The sequence below is a fragment of the Cupriavidus sp. MEYA8 genome, assembly GCF_059278825.1.
Genome location: NZ_JCAEMD010000003.1, coordinates 288,750 through 306,973, shown reverse-complemented (window position 1 = coordinate 306,973; position 18,224 = coordinate 288,750). Strand labels below are relative to the sequence as shown.

Genomic DNA, 18,224 nt, shown 5'->3' with positions numbered 1-18,224 from the left:
AACGATATTGCAATGCGCCGCCGTAGTCACCTGAAATCGCGTAGGGCTGCACGAACGGTCGTACGACCGGCGGGCTCGAAGCCCGCCGGCGCGTCAACTCACTTCGATGTCCCAAGCGATCGAAATGCTGCCTGCCCAGCACTCGCCGCTCAAGACGGCCTTCTTAATGGTGCCCTCAGTTCAGTGTGTGTTTCCCTGTGTTCGATTCTGAAATCTGACGGGTATCGCCAACAACCTTGAGAGGCACCTGCCCGATACCCATTGCCCTTTCGATAAGCAGGTCATTTCCATTTTCGGTGACGAGTTGCTGCAGTCGGGTAAATTCTCCGCACCAGATCGTCTCCACATCCTTATCGCGGTTGGTGTCGCGATCGCTGGTCAGTGCAACAGCACGAACCTGAAGTCGACTCGATTCAGCCTGGCCGCCAATTTCGACGCCGTAGCCTGGCAAGGAAGATTTGCGCAGGACGACGCGCCCATCCGTTGCCCACGCAGTGGCCATGCCTTCATGAACCTCGTAGCCAAGTTGGGCAAGCCCTTGTAGGATGACTTCCCGTCGCGCCTCTGCCGCCTTACGTTGCAATTCACTCTCGAGCAAAGTCTGGCACTCTTCGACAAGCGCCGTGAGCGTCGATATGGGTGTCGCTTCGTCACAAGCCGCGGCTTGCGCGCGCAGCGATGTCGACGCCTCGGAAATGAACGGCTCGAGTTGTATAGCAATTTCGGCAAGTTGCTCAATGGCAGAGCGCCGAGCCCGCGCAGTTTCTATTCCCCTTGACAAGTCAAGAATGAGGCTGTCGAGCAGCAGCTTCCTTCGTGCCTCATTTGGCTCGCTTTCCATCGAGCGCAGCCGCTGAAGGTACGTCGCTGTTTCCTCGCGACCAAGAATCGTCTCTGCTTCGGCAATCTGGGCGTCCACGCGCTCGAGCAGCATGTCCACTGGGGATGTGGGCTTGTTTCTGGCTTTCCACGCTTCGAAACTCTGCCCTTCGTTGGGCTCGGCAAGCCGGCTTGCCAGGTCTCGCTGTGCGGCGGTCAGGGTCGATTTCTGCTCCGGAGCCAGCAGATTGAAACCCTGAGCCAGAAGCGCATCGACATGATCGGCGCCTTCGCCGCGGGAGATCGACTCCAGTTGCTTTTTCAGCTCATTGGGAACGTTCGTGCCACGTGCTTTGAGTACGTTGAGAAGGGTGGCCGCGTTCTCCTTTCCCCGACGCCCACGCTGCCGTGCCGCCGCAGCCCTTTCTATTGCCAAGCGTTCGCGGCGAAGCGCGTCAGCCTTGAGAAAGGCGATTTCCTCAGGGACTCTCTTCTGTAAATCTATGAAGGCATCTTGGTTCAGCAGCTCAGCGAGCACACGTCGGCGCTCGCGCGTCGCGCTTGCCTCTGCGTCGGAAAGCTCACCCACCTCCCCGCATTTAGCGGTCCATTGCGCTATTGCCTGATCCAGCAGGCGAAGTTGTCCCTCACAGATGGCGAGGATCTCTTCGCGCGTCACAATGCGTACGACCTTTGGGCCACTCATGCTGAACTCTCCATACCCAGGGCGGTTTTAATGGCGGATTTGAGTCGCGCGCGCTCTTCGTCACCGTTGTGATACCACGCTTGTGAAGATACGCGGTGCAGATGTGGTATCGCACGCCGCAAGACCGACGGGCGCCAGATCTCGCGGGCACGAGCACGCCGCAACAAGGCGTGTCGCGGAGCGTCACATTCGATCCCAATGGCGTACAGCCCCGTTTTGGGATCGGCGATGGCGAAATCCATGCCGAAGGCGTCACCTTCCTGCGCCGGCACCGGGTGGAAGCCACACAATCCAATGTATGCCAGGACGTCGTTCGCGAAGCCGTCTGCCTTGTCGCGTTCCTCGGATCTGGCCTGAGCCCGTTCGTTGGACATCCGGGCCAGGAGAGCGCGGCCGCTCGGGAGTTCGCCGTTCGACATGGCCCGCGCATACTCCATGTAGCCCTGTAGATAGTCTCGCGGGATGGCCGGCTTGCGATGGGTGTTGAGCATATCGGAGATTTCGCGAATGGGCATGGATGTCACAAGAATGACTTTCCTGCGCGCACGTGTGACCGCAACGTTCAGTCGACGCTCGCCACCTTTCTGGCCGAGAACACCGAAATGGCGACGGAACGTGCCCTGGCTGTTCCGACCGAAGGTCGTCGAGAAAACAATGACGTCGCGCTCGTCGCCCTGAACATTCTCGACGTTCTTGACAAAGACAGCCATGTCCTCGCCGCCTTCAATACGATCGCTTTCTTCACGGTATGCATTCCGGAAATCGATGTCCTCTTCTGCGCGCAGTTCCAGCTTTTCCTCGATCAGGTCGGCCTGCTTGCGATTGAAGGTCACAACGCCCACGGAAGGCCGCTTGCCGAAGGGTTGTTCCCAGAGTTTGGCAAGATACTCAACCACACGTCCTGCCTCGGCTTCGTTGGTTTGTTGCTCATATAGACCGTTGACCTGAATGAGTTCAAGAGGTCTCACCTCGCGTACAGTTTCGTCCGGATGGCGAACCGGCACACTCAGATTGTTCTCATAAAAAGCCGCATTCGAGTAGCCAATCAGCTCGCGGTAGGCAGAGCGGTAGTGAATCTGCAGCGTCGAGCTCGGTAATGCGGTTCGGGCTAACTGCAACAGGTCGGGACAGTCCTTGATCTCGCGCCGGTTCCACGTGTCTTCGAAAATCTCCCGTTCTTCCTCTGTCGCGTCGTCGTCCGGCTGTTCGCCATCGAAGAGTTCCGCTTCGTCGCTTTCTGCGCGACTCGAGAAGAAGGCAGTCGGCGGCATTTGTTTCTCGTCGCCGCTGACAATCGAGAGGTTGCCTCGAAAGAGGGTAGGTAGGGCATATTCGACCGGCATCTGCGATGCCTCGTCATAGACCACCGCGTCAAACAGGTTCGATTTGAGCGGAAGAACGCGACTGGCCACGTCGGGGTTCATGAGCCACACGGGACGAAGGGTCATCAGCCCGAGCCCGGCGCCGAGTTCGATGAATTCCCGGAGGCGCCGGGAACGGCGCCCTGTCAGACGGGTTACGTCTTCCCACTCGCGCGCCGTACGCAGCTTGCCACGATCTACGCCCTCACGAAGTACGTAGCGGTTGAGCTGGCGCATTTTCTCATCCGCGGCAGCCAGGGCTTCAATTTTTGCCTTTGTCTCGTTCTGGTCCAACAGCAGCTCGGGATATGCCTGCTCCATTCTGCGTTTCCAGCCCAGGCGTGCTTCGCGGTTAATCAGACGGCGCACCTCCAAGTCCAGGTTCTCGGGGCGCACCCTTGCCAGAGACGCTTCTTGCGTGCGCATCAACGAAAAGATCTCAAGCGCAGCATCGCCCAGATGTCGGGCACGGGTACGGAACTGCTGATACGCCGGCAACGTTGGCAGGGCGTCGTGAATCCGGTTCAGCGGCGCCTGATAGCTGATATTCCGAGCGACCGCATCTTTGCAGGCTTCGGAGAGTTCCGGGGAGAACCAGTCCGTCAGCGACGAGAGCGCGAGCGAACTGTGCTTGCGTGCATTGTAGCGGATGAACGCTGTTTCAAATCCGTCAAGGAGCTGTTCAACGGGAGCCCGGTCGCCCGTCATGACGGCGGAATCGAACTCGTCACCGCGCGGCGCAATGGCCAGGTGTTGTGCCAACTCCCGGACTTCCTCGAGTTGACGGAGGCGTATCAGACATTCATCGGCAAGCGTTGGGCCGCTGTCCTGGTCAACGGTCTCCATACGTAGGGATTGGCTTGTCGTATTCAGGGATTCGCGCAGCGGCCGCCACTTCAGCTCCAGGCGTGCGGCGGCCAGCAGCCGGTTCAGGGTTTCATTCGTGGCAGACGCGCCAAGGCCTGCAACGAACTTCAATAGGCCACGGCGCCGAATGTAGGTTGCCGGGTTGAGACGATCAAAGAATGTCGGCGCACGCGTAGCGAGCGTGGCGCGGACTTCGATGTGGGCAAGCTCGGAAGCAGGCAGTCGGGCAAGGGCGGGCGATAGTTTTTCGTCGAAGGGGCCGCTGTCCGTCTGGACGAGGTCCTGATACAGCGCCTTGAGCGACTCGTAGTGTACGTGTCCTGGCGAATCGGCCTGGCCCGCAGGGCGGAACAACGGTAACCATTGCGCCAGGCGTTTGCGCTGTATGTCGTCAAGTTCGACAAGGGCGCGCGCATTGGCATCCAGCCACGCGCGATATGGCGCCGGATCGTCCACGTCGAATCTAGCGGGATGAGCCGCAGTGCAATCTATCCGAAGCTGCTCGGCCTCGAGGAAGGAAGCGAACGCCGTGTGAAATTCCTTGATGGTCGCCGGATCCGTTGCAAATGGCTTTAACTGGACAAGCGCGCTGCCTTCGAATCGTGCCGGCAACCAGTATCGGGCGAGCGGGGCGCATTGCTCCTCAAGCGTGGTCAGCGTGGAGATGTCCATGGTGGACAGCTTGCTCCGCAACTGGGGCACGTCAATCGGCGGCTCCCCCGTTTCAAGCAGTATCAGCTCGCCGAGGAGCACCCGATAGCTCAGGCCGGTGGCCTCATCCACCGCATGGAGCGCCTGGTGATGACGGTCCAGCTCTCCTTCGAGTGCTTCGATTCGCGCCGCCATCCGTTCTCGTTGCCGAAGCCAGCCATTGTCGAATGACGAGCCCTTGAAAATGGCGTCGAGTTGCTCGCGCACGGCGCGTATGGTCGGTTCCCGATCCTTGTTGACATCGTTGACCATGATAATGCGGTCTCCGAGACCCTCAGCCACGAGCCGCTTGTGAACCACCTCCAGCGCCGCGTGCTTCTGACAGACAATCAGCAGATTTCTTCCGTGCCCGATAGCGTCCGCAACCATGTTGACGATCGTCTGGCTCTTCCCTGTGCCGGGAGGTCCTTCGACCAGAAGGCCCGGCCCTTGACGGGCCTGCAAAATGGCGGACTCCTGCGACGGATCGCTTGCCACAGTCAGGTATCTGTCGATTTCCGCATGACTGTCGGGTGCAGGTTCGGCCTCGGTCTTGTCCTTGAGGCGCAGCAAGGTCTCAAGCGCAGTCCCCGACGGCGACAGGGATTTCAACTGTCGCAGGTCTTCACCAATTGCCTGCCCCATGAAAGTGACGTGGAACAAGACGGCAGAGCAAGACAGTTGCTGCTGGCCGGGGCTAACCTCGACGTTCGCCGACGGCAATCCCCCGAGCTGTCTGCTCGCAGCAGCCGCCACCATGCCAAAGGCGTCGATCACGTCGGCAATCTTCAGGGCGGAGCGGCCAAGGACGTCTTCCGCCGCCGACCGCCAGGCCTTGATGGCCTCGCGACCGAGCAAGCCCTCAAGCGCCGGGTTGAGGCGGACCTCTTCGCGTTCACCATCGAAGGCAAGCTCTATCTGACCGCGCGCACCTAGTTCCGTCAGGAGCTTTACCGGCCATAGCAACACCGGTGCGATGCGAGGCTTGGTGTTACTACGGTCCTTCCAAAGCAGGAAGGGAAAGCCGAGGTAAAGGCCGTCAATGCCCGTATCCCTCTTATAGAGGGAAGTTTGCCGGTACAGCGTGGCGAGGCGGCTCTCAAGGGTCGGGCTGGTGCCGAAGATCGACGGATCAATCGCCACGGTCTGCACGTTACGCTGAAGCAGGTGCTCTAGGATTGCAGCACTGGCGTGTCGATCGGCGTTCAATTCGTGAATATCGACGCGGCCCGTTGTTTTACCGATCGTCATCCGCACGAGAGGCCCGCGCAGAACTGCCGTAGCTACCCGCTTCTCAAAGAAGTCGAGTATTTGAGAGACATACTGCTGCTTTTGCGGTTCCAGCCATTGCTCAACCGGCACCGACAGGAGGACGATGGCTTGGTGGAGCGGCAGGCGACGCTCAAGCCGGAAGTGCTCGGCCCAGCCATCGATCGTCTTGTTGCCTGTCCGTGCAAAGCCGGCAATCCGGTCGTCAACCTTTCGGAAAAGGTCGCTTCGCGACAACGCGAGTTCTGCGCGCGCCGCCTCGGGGTCAAACGCCAGAATCTGTTCCTTCTCGGCCAGCCGCGAAGCTTCTTCCAGAATGGTATCCACCGACCGGAACTGGCTGATGGACGCACCCAGGAGGACAATCAGGTCCTCTTCGCCGATGACACGCCGCTCCGACAGGGCCAGAAGTCCTGGATGGTCCGAATCCGGAAGGAGAAGCCGCCGCTCTTCCCACATGGCGGCCAGGCGTGCACGCGAGGTTGAGAGCAGGTGGATACGGACCGTATTCTCGTCGAGTTCGATGTGATGACCATGCGCCCGATTTCGCACCTGTTCGGCACGCAAGCGCAGGCGCGAAAGCCAAGTCTCCGTTTCAAGCCGTTCGAGGAAAGGGGGAACCGGCCCGGTGACCAGGTCATACCCCTCGAGCGGGTTTTGCAGCAGCCAGCCCGGTGTAACAATGTCTCCGCGAAGAATGAGCGGAATTTCCGGATTCAGCAGCTTTAGTGCGATCATGAGCCGCGCATCGTCGTCGACGCCATCGAGCTGTGTGACGTGGCGTATGCCGGCGAGCGCCTTCGGCGAAAGTCCCGCGTTTTCGGCCCATGTGGTAAGCCCCCCGCGCTGCAGATGGTCGAGTGCTTCCGCCCAATTGTCGCGTTCCGCGGCCGCCAAGGCAAAGACGGTCGGCTTGCGATACCGATGCTTGCCGAGCGCGATGCTGGCGCCTTCCTCACTGTCGCCTTCCTTGGTGCTCGCGGACGGGGCATCGACATCCTTGCCCTCAAGCCACGCTTTCACCTGGGGCCATTGCCATCGTTGATGCCGGTCGCGAGCAAGCAAACCGCGAAGCAACAGGTGTAGCGACGGGTCGAGGTCGTCAGGCAGGGTGACGCCGTTCGCGAGCACGTGAATCAGGAACGCGTGCGGGTTGACGCCCTCGAAACACGCCCCCCTGCGTCAATTGCTCCAGCAGAATCATCCCCAGACTCCACCAGTCGGACGCGGCCGCTACGCCTCCGGCGATCGCCTCGGGTGCCATATAGCGCGTCGTTTCAAGCGGGGAGACGATGTCAAGGTCAAAGTCCGACAAGCGGGCCGACCCGAAACCGCTGATGATCAGGTCGATCGGGTCGCGGCTGCGCACCAGCAGCGTACTTGGGCGAAGGTCCCGGTGACGTAGTCCGGCTTCAGAGAATGCTTGCAGCGCTTGTCCCAGTTCATCGACCACATGTCGGATAGTCTGCATGTCCTGGAGCGCAATGCCGATGTCTGCGAGTGTCCCGTTGCTCAGCTCTTCTGCGACTTCATATGCGCGACCATCCCAACGCCCGGTCGCAATGATCTCTGGCACGTGTCCGCGCGGAAGTCGACGAACTACCTCGTAGATCGACGGATCTGGCTCGGCACCTGGGCGGTAAAGCGTGAGTACCGCCTGCCGGTTATCGTCGCGATGCTGGGCAAGGTATCGTTCACAGGTCGCCTCCGTGCCGGATATCTGCCTTAGCAGTCGCCAGCCTTCAATCCGGGTTTCCTCCGGCGAAGACGGGCTTTCCTGCGTAGTGTCAGCCGTATCGCCGGACGACCGCTGCGGTTGGCCTTCATGCTCGGCCTCGGGGGTCGGGTCCGCACCGCATGTGAGGCACATCAGGTCGCCGTCGTTCATCGGGTGGCCGTTTGTGCAAAGCAATGACCGTGCGGCGCCTACGCGTCCAGAGTCAGCAGCAATGCGCTGCGTCGACTCGGCAGTGACGACTTCGTGTGGTCTCCAGCCACATTCGCGAATAGGAAGATTCGACAGATCCCACTGGCAGGGCGCGCCAGCAATGGTTCCCTCGCAATACCACTCCTGCACGGACCGCTCGGTCCTGCAATTGGTGCAAAAACGCATCATTGCTGACATTTCCTGTCTTATCGGCATCGCGCCTTGTCGGCGCTGATCTGGACCAGATGGCCTTCGTCGTTCAAAAGGCCTTTCAAGCGCTGAAAATCACCCCGACTAGGTATCCCAGCCAGCCAGACGCTTCCAGCTTCGTCAAACATGACATCGAGAGACTTGTCTCTTTCTGTTAGGAGGCGGTCGTACTGGGTAAATCTTTCGCGGCCCAAATCCGTGAGCAGATGCATGCGCTGATTGTCGCTGCCGCGCAGAGGCCGGGTATGTGATGCATCCAGATCAAACGGATCCGAAATCAAGACATCGATCAGACTGGACGCTTTCGCAAGCGTTGGCGTCAGTGCCTCTATCGGATGTCCGCTGTAGACCAGGATATCGACGCTCGTCTGCTGGCGCAGGGCCTCGAGCAGGGCGATCAGCGCATCTGGCTGCTCAAAAGGCTCGCCGCCGGAAATGGTGATTCCCTCCGCCTCCGGCAGCCACGTGGCAATGCGCGCCAGCAACCGTTCAAGCGTCGTCCTGCCGCGATTGCCGGCCCAGGTGTCAGCTGAGATACAGCCTGGGCACCGAATGCCGCAGCCCTGGAACCAGATCCCCAGGCGTCGGCCCGGTCCAAGGCTCCTGATGGGGAAATGCACGCGCGACAGATATAGGTTCATGACCTACTGCCTTTGCACCTCGAGCTGCCCGGACGCCAGGCCGGTCAGAACAAAGTGGTCACCGGCCTTCGCATTCTGGTCAAAGAGTCCCCGTGCCAGGGGGTTGATGAGATGCGCTTCGATCTGGTTGCGAATGCCGCGACCGCCGTTCGAAAGGTCATGCAAGCAGCGCTGCCTGAGGGCGGCCAACGATTCGCTTTCCAGTTCGATCATTATTCCCTCGCCGGCGATGTCATCGAGCACGGCACGCACCATTTGATCGAAGATTTCGTCACCGACATCACCGCGAATGAAATCGAAGACGATGATATTTTCACCAATGCGGTTGAGAATTTCCGGCCGGTTCAGGACCAACTTGAAGTGTCGCTGGATCTCGGCGAGAACCCTCTCCTGAATCGTCTCGAAGGCGTCGCCCGGCTGGACATTGGCAATGCGTTCTCCCATATCGTCCTGTCGGTATATCCCAAGGTTGGATGTGAAGATGATCAGCGCTTCCGAAAAATAGACTCTGTCCCCCCGACCTGAGGTGAGCACGCCGTCGTCGAGAATCTGTAGGAACTTGTCGAGGATGCGCGGATGTGCCTTTTCAACTTCGTCAAACAGCACGACGCTGAACGGCCGCTCCCGGATGGCGTTGGTAAGTTCGCCGCCGACGTCATACCCGACATACCCAGGCGGCGCACCAATGAGCCGTTGATCGGCATGCTCAGCGCTGAACTCAGACATGTCGAAGCGGATGTAGGCACTTTCATCGCCGAACAAGAGGCTGGTAACGGTCTTTGCAAGCTCAGTCTTACCCACGCCGGTTGGGCCGGCCAGAAAAGCAATTCCGCGAGGGCGGCTGCCCTTGCGCTGCGATCCCACGCCGGTCATAGCTCTCTTGACCAGGTCAAGCATATGAGTGACAGCGTGTGCCTGACCTTTGACCCGATTTCGAACGAACGCTTCGGCGTTCCGGATCTTTTCCCGATCAATCTGCAGCCACGGGTCCTCCGTCACGCCGACCTTGTACCGACGCACCGCATCGGCAATCTTCCCGACAGGGACATTCTCCACGCGAGCGAGTGTTGCGATCGCGTTCATGTCAGCCAGCAGGAGTCCCTCGGAGCCATCGACGAATGCGGCGTCGGCTTGCGCCAGAACATCAGGCGCAGCCTCCTGTGCGCCTGGCACGCCGCGAAGGAGCGCTCCAGACAAGGCGCGCCGGGACGCGCTGTCGGGCTTGGATACGGGAATGTGCCTCACCCTTGGATTGTCGATGAGGAGCCAGTCCGGCAGATCTCCTTCCTTGTCGACAACCCAAAGAATCGTATTGAAGAACGGGCGACGTTGCGCCCCCGCAGGACGAGGTTTGGCCTGATGCGCAAGCACCAGGGCGCGCGTGAACAGATTATGCTCGGGAGCGCTAAGCGTTTCAGGCCGAACGGTCAGCCGCGATGCAAAATCGACTACCAGCGCGACTGGCTCCCCGGCGAGGCGGATCAGCCGTTCGAGCGTTGCCGCCAACATATCTATCCCTCCAGGCGCGGCAGCATCAACGGGCGATAATCCTAGGCTTCGGAGCGTGTCTTCGGCTGACTCCACCAAACCAGTCCTGCCTTCGGATACGGTAAATCCCGAAATCGGATCCCAAACGACCACCTGAGCGTATCCGGCTTCCCGGAGATTGTCGCAGAGCGCGGAGGTCAAGGATTGCGCAGTTACGATGCCAGGAGCAACCTCGCAGGCTTGAAGGTCCCGGATATTGCCAGACAAGACGAATTGGCTCTTCAGCGGAAGGAAGCGCAGCAAATCGCGCATCCAACGAGGTTTTACATAGGCCGACATGTCTCAGAAATATTAGCTGAGCGAAGCAGAAACGTTACCACAGCCATAAATCGGTGAAAGGTTGAGTCCGGCGCCTAGCAGGCACTTTCGAACGGTGGGCGCTGGATGCGGCTTTGAAGACTTCGGACTCGGGAGGGGGCGCCTGCGAGCGAACGGCGGGATACCCCACCGAAGTGGGGTGATCAAGGCCCCGCCCGACAGCGGGTGAGGGACGGCCCGGATTCGCAAATATGTGAAGCTTAAGATATTTACGAAGCTAGCCCATGCAGCAGTTCTTGCTCGACCCTGATGTGCCTTGTGGCTAAAGGGCATCCCTTCCCCGAGGGCCAGTGGCGGCAGGCGCTGCTCGCGAAGCTAATGCGTACCAAACGCTCAATTTATGCCAACGTGCACAAGTACTTCTATGGCGACCCGCGGATAGGGGAGGGCGCTTGACGCAAGTCCATTCAGAGACCCGTCAAGCAATGCTACTCGATGGTTTCGAACCAGCAGCGCACGCGCTCCATATGGCCCCGCGCCGTGTTCCTCAGCGCCAGGTATTGCTTTCGCTTGCCGGCGAGAGCGGGGTAGGGTGGATCGCCAACAGCGGCGATTATCTGGTCCAACGCCCAAATATTTGCGTTTATGCGAGCCCAGGCTCCATGCATGTCCGCGAGGGTTGTATTAGCACAGGGCTCTTCAAGTTCAGCAAACTTGCGGATAAGGCCGGAACTGTCGGCAACGGCGGCGTCGATGAGGTGCAAGTACTCCTGCGCCCCCGAATCCAGTGTGCCTGTGCGAGCGTGGTCCAGTGCTTCATTGAAGGTCAGTGACATAGCGTTTGTCCAAGCAAGTTCGAACATCGTCAGCTTACAACCGCGCGGGGTATTCGTGCACAAGCGGCCTTCTTTGTAACGGGAAGAGAGAGGTGACTCGGCTCTGGGGAAAGGAAGGGAATGCGAACCGACGAGGTTATCGACATGAGTGCGAGGGGGCAGGTGCTCGGCTCGAGGCCCAGGCAGCAACGCTCGCAGATCGGCTCGCCAGCGTCGAGCAGGCGCAGCGCAAAGCGGCGCACGACTTGGATGCGGTGCAGGCGGAGTTGGCCGCGGCGCAGCGCCGGGCTGAACGGGCCGAGGCCGAAGCGGCGCTGGCGCGCCAGCTGCTGGCAGAATTGCGGATGGGGCCACCTGAGCGAATTGGTGGTGGTGGCCGCCGGCGCAAAGCCGGCGGCCCGGCGCCGGCCGACAACGAGGCGCCAGGCGAAACACTGGACGAACCGCAAGACGACAAGCAGGGCGCGCCAACGGCCGCCTCCAACCCGGATGACGGCAGCGACAGCAGTGACGACAGCAACGACAGCACCGATGACAGAAATCAATGAGCGGGCGGCGGCGATCCGCTGGATCCAAGCCTCAGGTCAATCTGACTGTCCCAGGTCCGTGCACGAACAGGCTGTCGCGTTCGGCTAGCCACCCTAGTTGGCTCGCAGCCCGGCGTGCGAGAATACGCCGCGACCAGAAGCTGAGACTTGCTGCGGTCGCTAAAACACAACGCGGAGACGATATTGGCCAAGAATCTGCTGTACGGCCTGGTAATGATGGTACTTGCAACATCGGCGTTTGCCGGCGAGCGCTACATAGAAGTATGGAACCCGCCGGAGGCGCGCAGTTCCGCCACGAAATACCTGAAGCCATCGGCACACAAGCCGAAGAGTAGTCGTGTGGGTCCTCCTGCAACAAGCAAACGGACGCGTCGAGTAGCGAAAATATCACCGTTACGGCCGGCTACAAAGGCAAGGCCGGGCAGGCTGACATACAACGACATTCCGCGGCAAGTTACGCCAGAGGGTAACGTGCTTCGAGTGGTAGGCGGCCAGTCTTGAGCTGACGTTGAGCGCTGATGCAGTCCGAGCGCTACAAGGCGGATCGTACCTTGCAAGCGAAATCTGGCGCTCAGGCCACCAAAGTCATTACGAATCAAGGGGTTGAAATATCGCTGCTCGTGCAAAAAGCGGCAAGGAGCAAAGCCATGCTGCAGGCGGCTCTCCGGCTGATTACCGCCACTTTTTGCATTGGAGGTACGATCCCCCCGTTTTGCCAGCTTTAACAGCGGAGGGTCTAAGGCCGCCCCCTTTCCTCGGGTGGAAGAACCATGGCACCCAGCCACGGCACCCTGCCTACGACGCGCTTCAAACCGACCATAAGGCTGCGAGGAGCCTGCCCCCCTGCTTCTCGCCGACAGGTATGGCAATAATCCAGAGCTACAAACATTCGGAAGCTAATGGCCCCGTCTAAGAATACATCGAAGCCGAAGGCCCCTCGCGGCGGCAGCCCGACACGCGCGCCCGCGACGCTGCGGTCGACGAGCGGCGCCGGGTTCGAGTTCGAGGACCTGATAAGCGCCTGGCAGTTGGTGAAGGCCCTGTCAGGTGAGCAGGCACCGGGTATCGGCGGCGTGGTCACGCAGGTCCAAGCCCAAGTCTCGACCTTGGGGTGGCGCATCGACGACCTGCTGCTGACAGCCCAGGCCACCACCGCGCCGCGGCGGCTTGCGATCTCGGCGAAGGGCAATTTGCAGGTGACCGCGGCCGGCCTTCCCGCTGACTTCGTGACGCGCGCTTGGGAACAGTGGCGCCACCCGCAGGGGCCGTTCAACCGCGCGGCTGACGGGCTGGCCTTGGTCACGCTCGGCACCCATCAGGCGTTCGACTCGGCGTGGCGCGAAGTGAAGAACGCGTGCAGCGGCACGGATACCGCGCTCGCTATGAGCCGTATCCGCAGCAACACCAGGCAGTCGGGTGTCTTCGACAGCGTCCAGAAGCCCGGCGGCGCGTCCGACGAGGAGACCATCGAGCTCATTCGCCGCCTGCACGTGCTTCCGACCGACTTGCAGTTCGCGCACTCCGAGAACGAGACCCAGGCCATCGCGCAATGCCGGCGCTTGCTCGCGTCCGGCTATGACGACGAAGCGCAGGCTCTTTGGAAGGGCCTCAACAACGTCGCGAAGGATGTGCGCCTTCGCAGCGGGACCATCACCGTCCCGAATCTGTTGTCCTTGCTCCGGGGCCGTTTCGGCCTCCGCCATCATCCGGACTTCGAGCGTGATTGGGAGACGCTCTTCAACATCACCGCGGACCACAAGGCGCGGATAGAGACGGAGTTACCGTCTGGCTACGCCGTCCCGCGGACAGCGGAGAAGGCGTCCCTGCAGGCAGCTGTCGCCGACCACCCGGTCACGGTGGTCTTCGGGGAGTCGGGCTCGGGCAAGTCGGCACTGGTCAAGTCTGTGTTGGACGGCGCGTACCCGTCCTGGAACCAGGTGTGGTTCGGTCCGGAAGAACTAAAGACGGCGCTTAGCGCCGCGCGCCGCGGCTCCCTCCCGCTGACGCACGAACTCGCGCTGGTGCTGAACGTCACGGTGAAGCCACAGAACGTGCTGGTCATCGACTCTGCGGAACGCATCGAGGCCGGCGAGTTCGTCGTTATCCGCCGGCTGCTTCAAGCTATCCTGCCGAGCGACAGCGAAGAGACCGAGGACGCGTGGCGGGTCGTCATCGTCACGCAGACGCAGAGTTGGGTTGAAGGCGAAGAGACGATACTCGGCGGGCGGAAAGCGCATCTCGTCGAGCTCGAAACGCTCAAGAGCGATGCTGTGAAGCTGGCGCTTCTGCCTTCGCCCACCTTGGGCTGGTTGGCCGCGCATGACGACACCATTGCGGCGCTGTCGAACCTGCGGACATTAGCGTGGGTCATCAAGGCGGGTGCGGCGCTGGGTTCGAACGCCGGTGGACTGGCGTCTCATACCGCCATCGCCGACCGCCTCTGGAAGTATTGGACGAAGGACCGCGCCGACGTGCAGTCGTTGATGATGCGCCTTGCCCAGCGAGAAGCATCGTTCGAGCGCAGCTTCGCGTTGACCGACTTGGAGCCGGCGGACACGGCGACGTTCAGGCAGCGGCCCGACGAGCTTCCGCTGCGCCTGAACGAGCGGAACAACCGCATCGAGTTCGAGCATGATCTCGCGGCGGATTGGGCGCGCTTCCAGTTCCTGAAGCAGATTTGGAAAGACACGCCGCAGTGGGCCACCCTGGCCGGCAATCCGCTCTGGATGAACGCGCTCCGAATGCTGGGCCAGTTCCTGCTGCGACAGCCGGCCGAGACTGGCACGGCCTGGGACGTCGCCTTCGGGCCCGCGGAGGCCGCGAAGAGCGAGCTGGCGGGCGATATCCTGCTTGACGCGCTCTGCTTGGACCCCGACGCTGAACGCTTCCTGACCGAACGCGTCGACCTCCTGCTCGGCAACGGCGCGAAACACTTCACGCGGCTGCTTCTGCGCTTTCACCACATCGCGACGGTGCCGACCGGCGGCGGAATGGGACTGAGCGCGGCGGTCGGCTTGTACATGGAAGCGCAATACCGCTCGATTGTCGTCGGCCGTTGGCCGCCCGTTCTCCGCTTCCTCATCGCGCAGCGGGAGCGACTGGCTGGGCTGGTTTCATCGGCTCTCGCGAAGGTCATCGAGACCTGGCTGACGAAAACGCCGCACACGCTGAGCAGCGGGAATCCGATGCCTTTCCGCCGGGAGATGGCGGAGATGGCGCTGGCCATGGCTCGGACCGTGCAGGTGGAGAAGGGCCACGGCGTGATGTACCTGACGCGTGAGCCGTTGCTGTACACCGCACCAATGGCTGGCGCGGCCGACCTGCCGACCGAGGTCGGGAACTGGGCGCTCGAACTCGCGGGACGCCGAAAGGTCGATGCTCACGTCAAAAGGCGCATCGCCGAGGTTCAGCTACAGAAGGCGAAGGCGCGCGCCGAGCGTTTGAAGACCGATGCCGAATACAAAGCGCGGCACGAAGAACGAAATCCGATGCCGCTCTCCCTCGGGTCGTTCCGCGAGCGATTGCCGCCTTGGCCGCTAGGGGCCAGCGGCAAAGTCGACATGGATTTCCGGACCGCCTGCATCAAGGAGAACGGGATCCACTCTCTGATGCGTGCGCAGCCGGAGCTGGCGGCCGAAGTCCTGCTCGCGCTCATCATCGAAGACGAGCCGGAACGGGACTACGGCGCCGAGCGGTCCGAAATGGACCTGGGCCTCGAATACCTCCAGGACGCGTACCCGACGGCGTTCTGGAAAAGCCCGTTCTTCCCGTTCTTCCAGTTGGCCCCGGCAACCGCGCTCACCTCGCTCATTGCGCTGGTGAACTTCTGCACGGAGCGCTGGGTCGCCGAGGTCGGTCGAACCGGCGGGACTCCCGGGGTGACACTGCAATTTTCGGACGGGTCAGAAAAGACCTTCGCTGGCTGGTGGGAGGTATTCGACTGGCCGCAGTCCAATGATTCGATGCGCAACGGAAACCTGTTCTGCGCTCTCGATGCGTTGGAGCGCTGGCTTACGCTGCGGCTCGACGCGGCTGAGGACATCACCGCTGATATCGAGAGGATACTCCGGGAGGGAAACTCCGCGGCGCTCGTCAGCGTGCTCCTCAACGTCGCCAAGTATCGGCCTTCGCTGCTGACGGGGCCTCTCGCGGCCCTGATTACGTTCCCGGACCTGTTCTATTGGGACAGCGTTCGCGTGAAACAGGTTGCTAACAACTTCATCGGATGGAGCTGGCTCCGGGGCGGCCAGGCGATGTTCGACTTCGCGCGTGATTGGACCTTGGCACCCCATCGCCAGCAGCAGTTCTTCGCTGTCGTTGTCGAACTCCTGTTGGCCGACGGCGACGTTGCGCGGCGTCTTCAAGCGCTGCTGCCGACCTGGGGGTTGCCTGAAGACCCGAAAGAGGCGTTGGAGTTCAAGCTTCTCTTCGCCGCGCTCGACCGGGCCAACTATCAGACCGTCACCGACCCGGCGACGGGCGCGGAGACCAAGGGTCTCGTGTATCCTGACGATCTCCGCCTCGAGGTGTTATCGTGGCAGACCGACCGCGCGCCAACCCTCGCGTACATTCTTGTGCCGGACCGGTGCGAGCAGAGGCTTCGGGGCGGCCAACCACTCACCGACGATGAGGCCTCGAACCTCTTCAATCTACTCCGAGAGTGTGACGCCGGAGCGGAGGGCGAAGATGAGGACGCGAAATCGAAATGCCGTTTCGCTGCAGCCGGCACGCTCGTCACATTGGGCGGCGCTTGGCTTGCCCAGAACCCCGAAGCACAGAAGCACGCGCTCAAAGTGGTGCGCGACGGTGTGGCGGCGGTCGCGTCGACAGGAGAAGAGATTCGCGAGCGGCGCATGGGGAGCCCGCGCGACGAGCTGAAGTTCGTCGCCTACGCGGTCATGCACCTGTGGCTCGCCGATGGAGATGGTGTTCAGGAATGGGAGACCGCCGTCCTGCGCCTTCTGACGAGCGGCGACACGCGAGCGACCGCCGTTGTGGTCGGCGTCGCCTACGCCAATCGAGAGCAGCTTGGCACCGCGTGGTGGCGGCTGCTCCGCGCCGGGCTCTTCTGGTCGGCCCTCATCCTGCTCGCTCCGCACCACGGCGATGGCGACGATGCGGAGCGCGTCTGGAGGATGTGGCTCGCTCGGCTGCGGCGCTTTCCGCTCCGTGGACTGAATGCGACGCCGGATGAGCTCGATTTCAAGCGTGTCGTCGCGGGCCGAGAACGTTTGGACTTCCAGCGCCGCAGGCGGCTTTACAATGCCGGCGACCAGACTTGGCGGAGAAAGCCGAAGCGGGAACGAGGCGGTTCGCTAGACGGTCACTTCCTCGAAGTCCTGTTTAACTGGCTCATTGAAGGCGGTGGCACTGGCGACCGCGATCTCGACACGCGCTTGGCGCTGCGCATCTGGGATTACGAAGCCACGCGCGCCAAGGCGCGCGGGAAGAAGAAGCATGGCGAGTACGACTTGCCGAGCCAAAGCCTCGGCTACGACATCCTTCTGAAGCTCGGAGCCCTGTCGATGGCGGCGCCCGCAGGAGAAGAACGCGCGGTTTGGGAACCCGTTCTCGTCCACGGTCCTGCTGCACACTACGCGCTGCAGCACTTCGTTCGCGGCTTGTTCCTGCGCCTCGGGAAAGGTGAAGACCCGGTGGCATTCGAGCGCGTCTGGCGGGCCACCGCGGAGTACGGCCTCGCCGCCGATTGGTCTCAACCTGGCCTCTGGTTCTACGGAGAGCGCTTGATTTGCGACTTGCTTGGCTTCGGGAACGAGGATGCCCTGTCCCGGCTGCACCCGGACGCGGCTCTGCGGATGAAGGATCTCTACAAACGCTGGGCCGCTGCGCACCTGGCTCGCGACGAAGAATGCGTCACCCGTTTCTGCCACTTCCTGACGACAAAGTTCGGAGCCCCACTTCGGCTTGACGGGCTTCGCTGGCTCGCCGCCATGCTCAAGGAACGCGAGCCTTCCAGTTGTTGGTACCGAGAGAGTGCGGGCGACGCATTGGTGGAGCTGATGGCAGCGGCATTGAGTTCCGACGCGCGGGGCCTGTCGCAACACGCTCAGGCGCGTCAGGCGCTTGTCGAGATAGCTGCTGTACTTGCAGCTATGAACATCCCAGCCGCCCTGGCTCTCCAAGAGCGCATTAAGCAGCTGCGATAGCGGTCAAGAACAGGCTTCACATGGTCGGCGTGACGAAAGTTCGTTCGCCGCCCCAATCTCAATGTCTGCAATTGGGGGGAATCGTGCCTCCGCCGCGGATTGACACGGTCGACACAGAGGGCGCTTTCTATATCAACGACTTACCCGCAACGAACGCTGCCTCAGTCGCCTGCCTGGCAACCCTTGAGCTGCCGGAAGAAATCGACACGGGTGTCATTCGGCATGGAAAGCACGCCCATATTCAGCGCGGCGCCTAGAGTGCGGTCGCGACAAATGAGCGATACCGCGAAGCTGACAAAACTTCACGATCACCAAACTATGGGTCCGGCGGTGGCCACGGTTAAGGTGCAATGAATTGGGCCGCAAAGGGTGACATG

7 protein-coding genes and 1 pseudogene are annotated in these 18,224 nt (G+C 61.4%); 3 read left to right on the top strand and 5 right to left on the bottom strand.

Annotated features, from left to right (window positions below):
- Nucleotides 1-175: 175 nt before the first annotated feature.
- The 5 genes and pseudogenes from AC5WJ1_RS29255 to AC5WJ1_RS29235 all read right to left on the bottom strand — a co-directional run bounded on the left by AC5WJ1_RS29255 (nt 176) and on the right by AC5WJ1_RS29235 (nt 11,132).
- Complete coding sequence (locus tag AC5WJ1_RS29255) at nt 176-1,525, bottom strand: hypothetical protein (protein ID WP_494476996.1); 1,350 nt, start codon at nt 1,523-1,525, stop codon at nt 176-178.
- Nucleotides 1,522-7,828, bottom strand: a pseudogene (locus tag AC5WJ1_RS29250) (AAA domain-containing protein). The gene AC5WJ1_RS29255 and the pseudogene AC5WJ1_RS29250 overlap by 4 nt, the downstream one beginning before the upstream one ends.
- A gap of 17 nt (nt 7,829-7,845) precedes the next feature.
- The gene (locus AC5WJ1_RS29245; RefSeq protein WP_494477384.1) at nt 7,846-8,490 is read right to left on the bottom strand and encodes a 4Fe-4S single cluster domain-containing protein; all 645 of its coding nucleotides are present in this window, start codon (nt 8,488-8,490) and stop codon (nt 7,846-7,848) included.
- 3 nt (nt 8,491-8,493) lie between these two features.
- Entirely contained in the window at nt 8,494-10,317 is a 1,824-nt protein-coding gene (locus AC5WJ1_RS29240; RefSeq protein WP_494477383.1) for an AAA family ATPase, read from the bottom strand.
- A 467-nt stretch (nt 10,318-10,784) separates the two neighbouring features.
- On the bottom strand, nt 10,785-11,132 hold the full coding sequence (locus AC5WJ1_RS29235) for a hypothetical protein (RefSeq protein ID WP_494477382.1): 348 nt from the start codon (nt 11,130-11,132) through the stop codon (nt 10,785-10,787).
- 92 nt (nt 11,133-11,224) lie between these two features.
- Between AC5WJ1_RS29235 and AC5WJ1_RS29230 the strand changes: the two genes are divergently transcribed.
- From AC5WJ1_RS29230 to AC5WJ1_RS29220, 3 genes are all read left to right on the top strand, one after another.
- Nucleotides 11,225-11,680, top strand: coding sequence for a hypothetical protein (locus AC5WJ1_RS29230; protein ID WP_494477381.1), 456 nt, complete (start codon nt 11,225-11,227; stop codon nt 11,678-11,680).
- Nucleotides 11,681-12,198: 518 nt separating this feature from the next.
- Nucleotides 12,199-12,405, top strand: a complete 207-nt coding sequence (locus AC5WJ1_RS29225) for a hypothetical protein (protein WP_494477380.1) — start codon at nt 12,199-12,201, stop codon at nt 12,403-12,405.
- 174 nt (nt 12,406-12,579) lie between these two features.
- Nucleotides 12,580-17,847: a hypothetical protein gene (locus tag AC5WJ1_RS29220; RefSeq protein ID WP_494477379.1), complete on the top strand. Its 5,268-nt coding sequence runs from the start codon at nt 12,580-12,582 to the stop codon at nt 17,845-17,847.
- Nucleotides 17,848-18,224: the final 377 nt, after the last annotated feature.

What these genes read in the sequence shown, in the direction of transcription:
- AC5WJ1_RS29255 (WP_494476996.1), bottom strand. Translation starts at nt 1,525, where the DNA reads ATGAGTGGCCCAAAGGTCGTACGCATTGTGACGCGCGAAGAGATCCTC.
- AC5WJ1_RS29245 (WP_494477384.1), bottom strand. Translation starts at nt 8,490, where the DNA reads ATGAACCTATATCTGTCGCGCGTGCATTTCCCCATCAGGAGCCTTGGA.
- AC5WJ1_RS29240 (WP_494477383.1), bottom strand. Translation starts at nt 10,317, where the DNA reads ATGTCGGCCTATGTAAAACCTCGTTGGATGCGCGATTTGCTGCGCTTC.
- AC5WJ1_RS29235 (WP_494477382.1), bottom strand. Translation starts at nt 11,132, where the DNA reads ATGTCACTGACCTTCAATGAAGCACTGGACCACGCTCGCACAGGCACA.
- AC5WJ1_RS29225 (WP_494477380.1), top strand. Translation starts at nt 12,199, where the DNA reads ATGCAGTCCGAGCGCTACAAGGCGGATCGTACCTTGCAAGCGAAATCT.
- AC5WJ1_RS29220 (WP_494477379.1), top strand. Translation starts at nt 12,580, where the DNA reads ATGGCCCCGTCTAAGAATACATCGAAGCCGAAGGCCCCTCGCGGCGGC.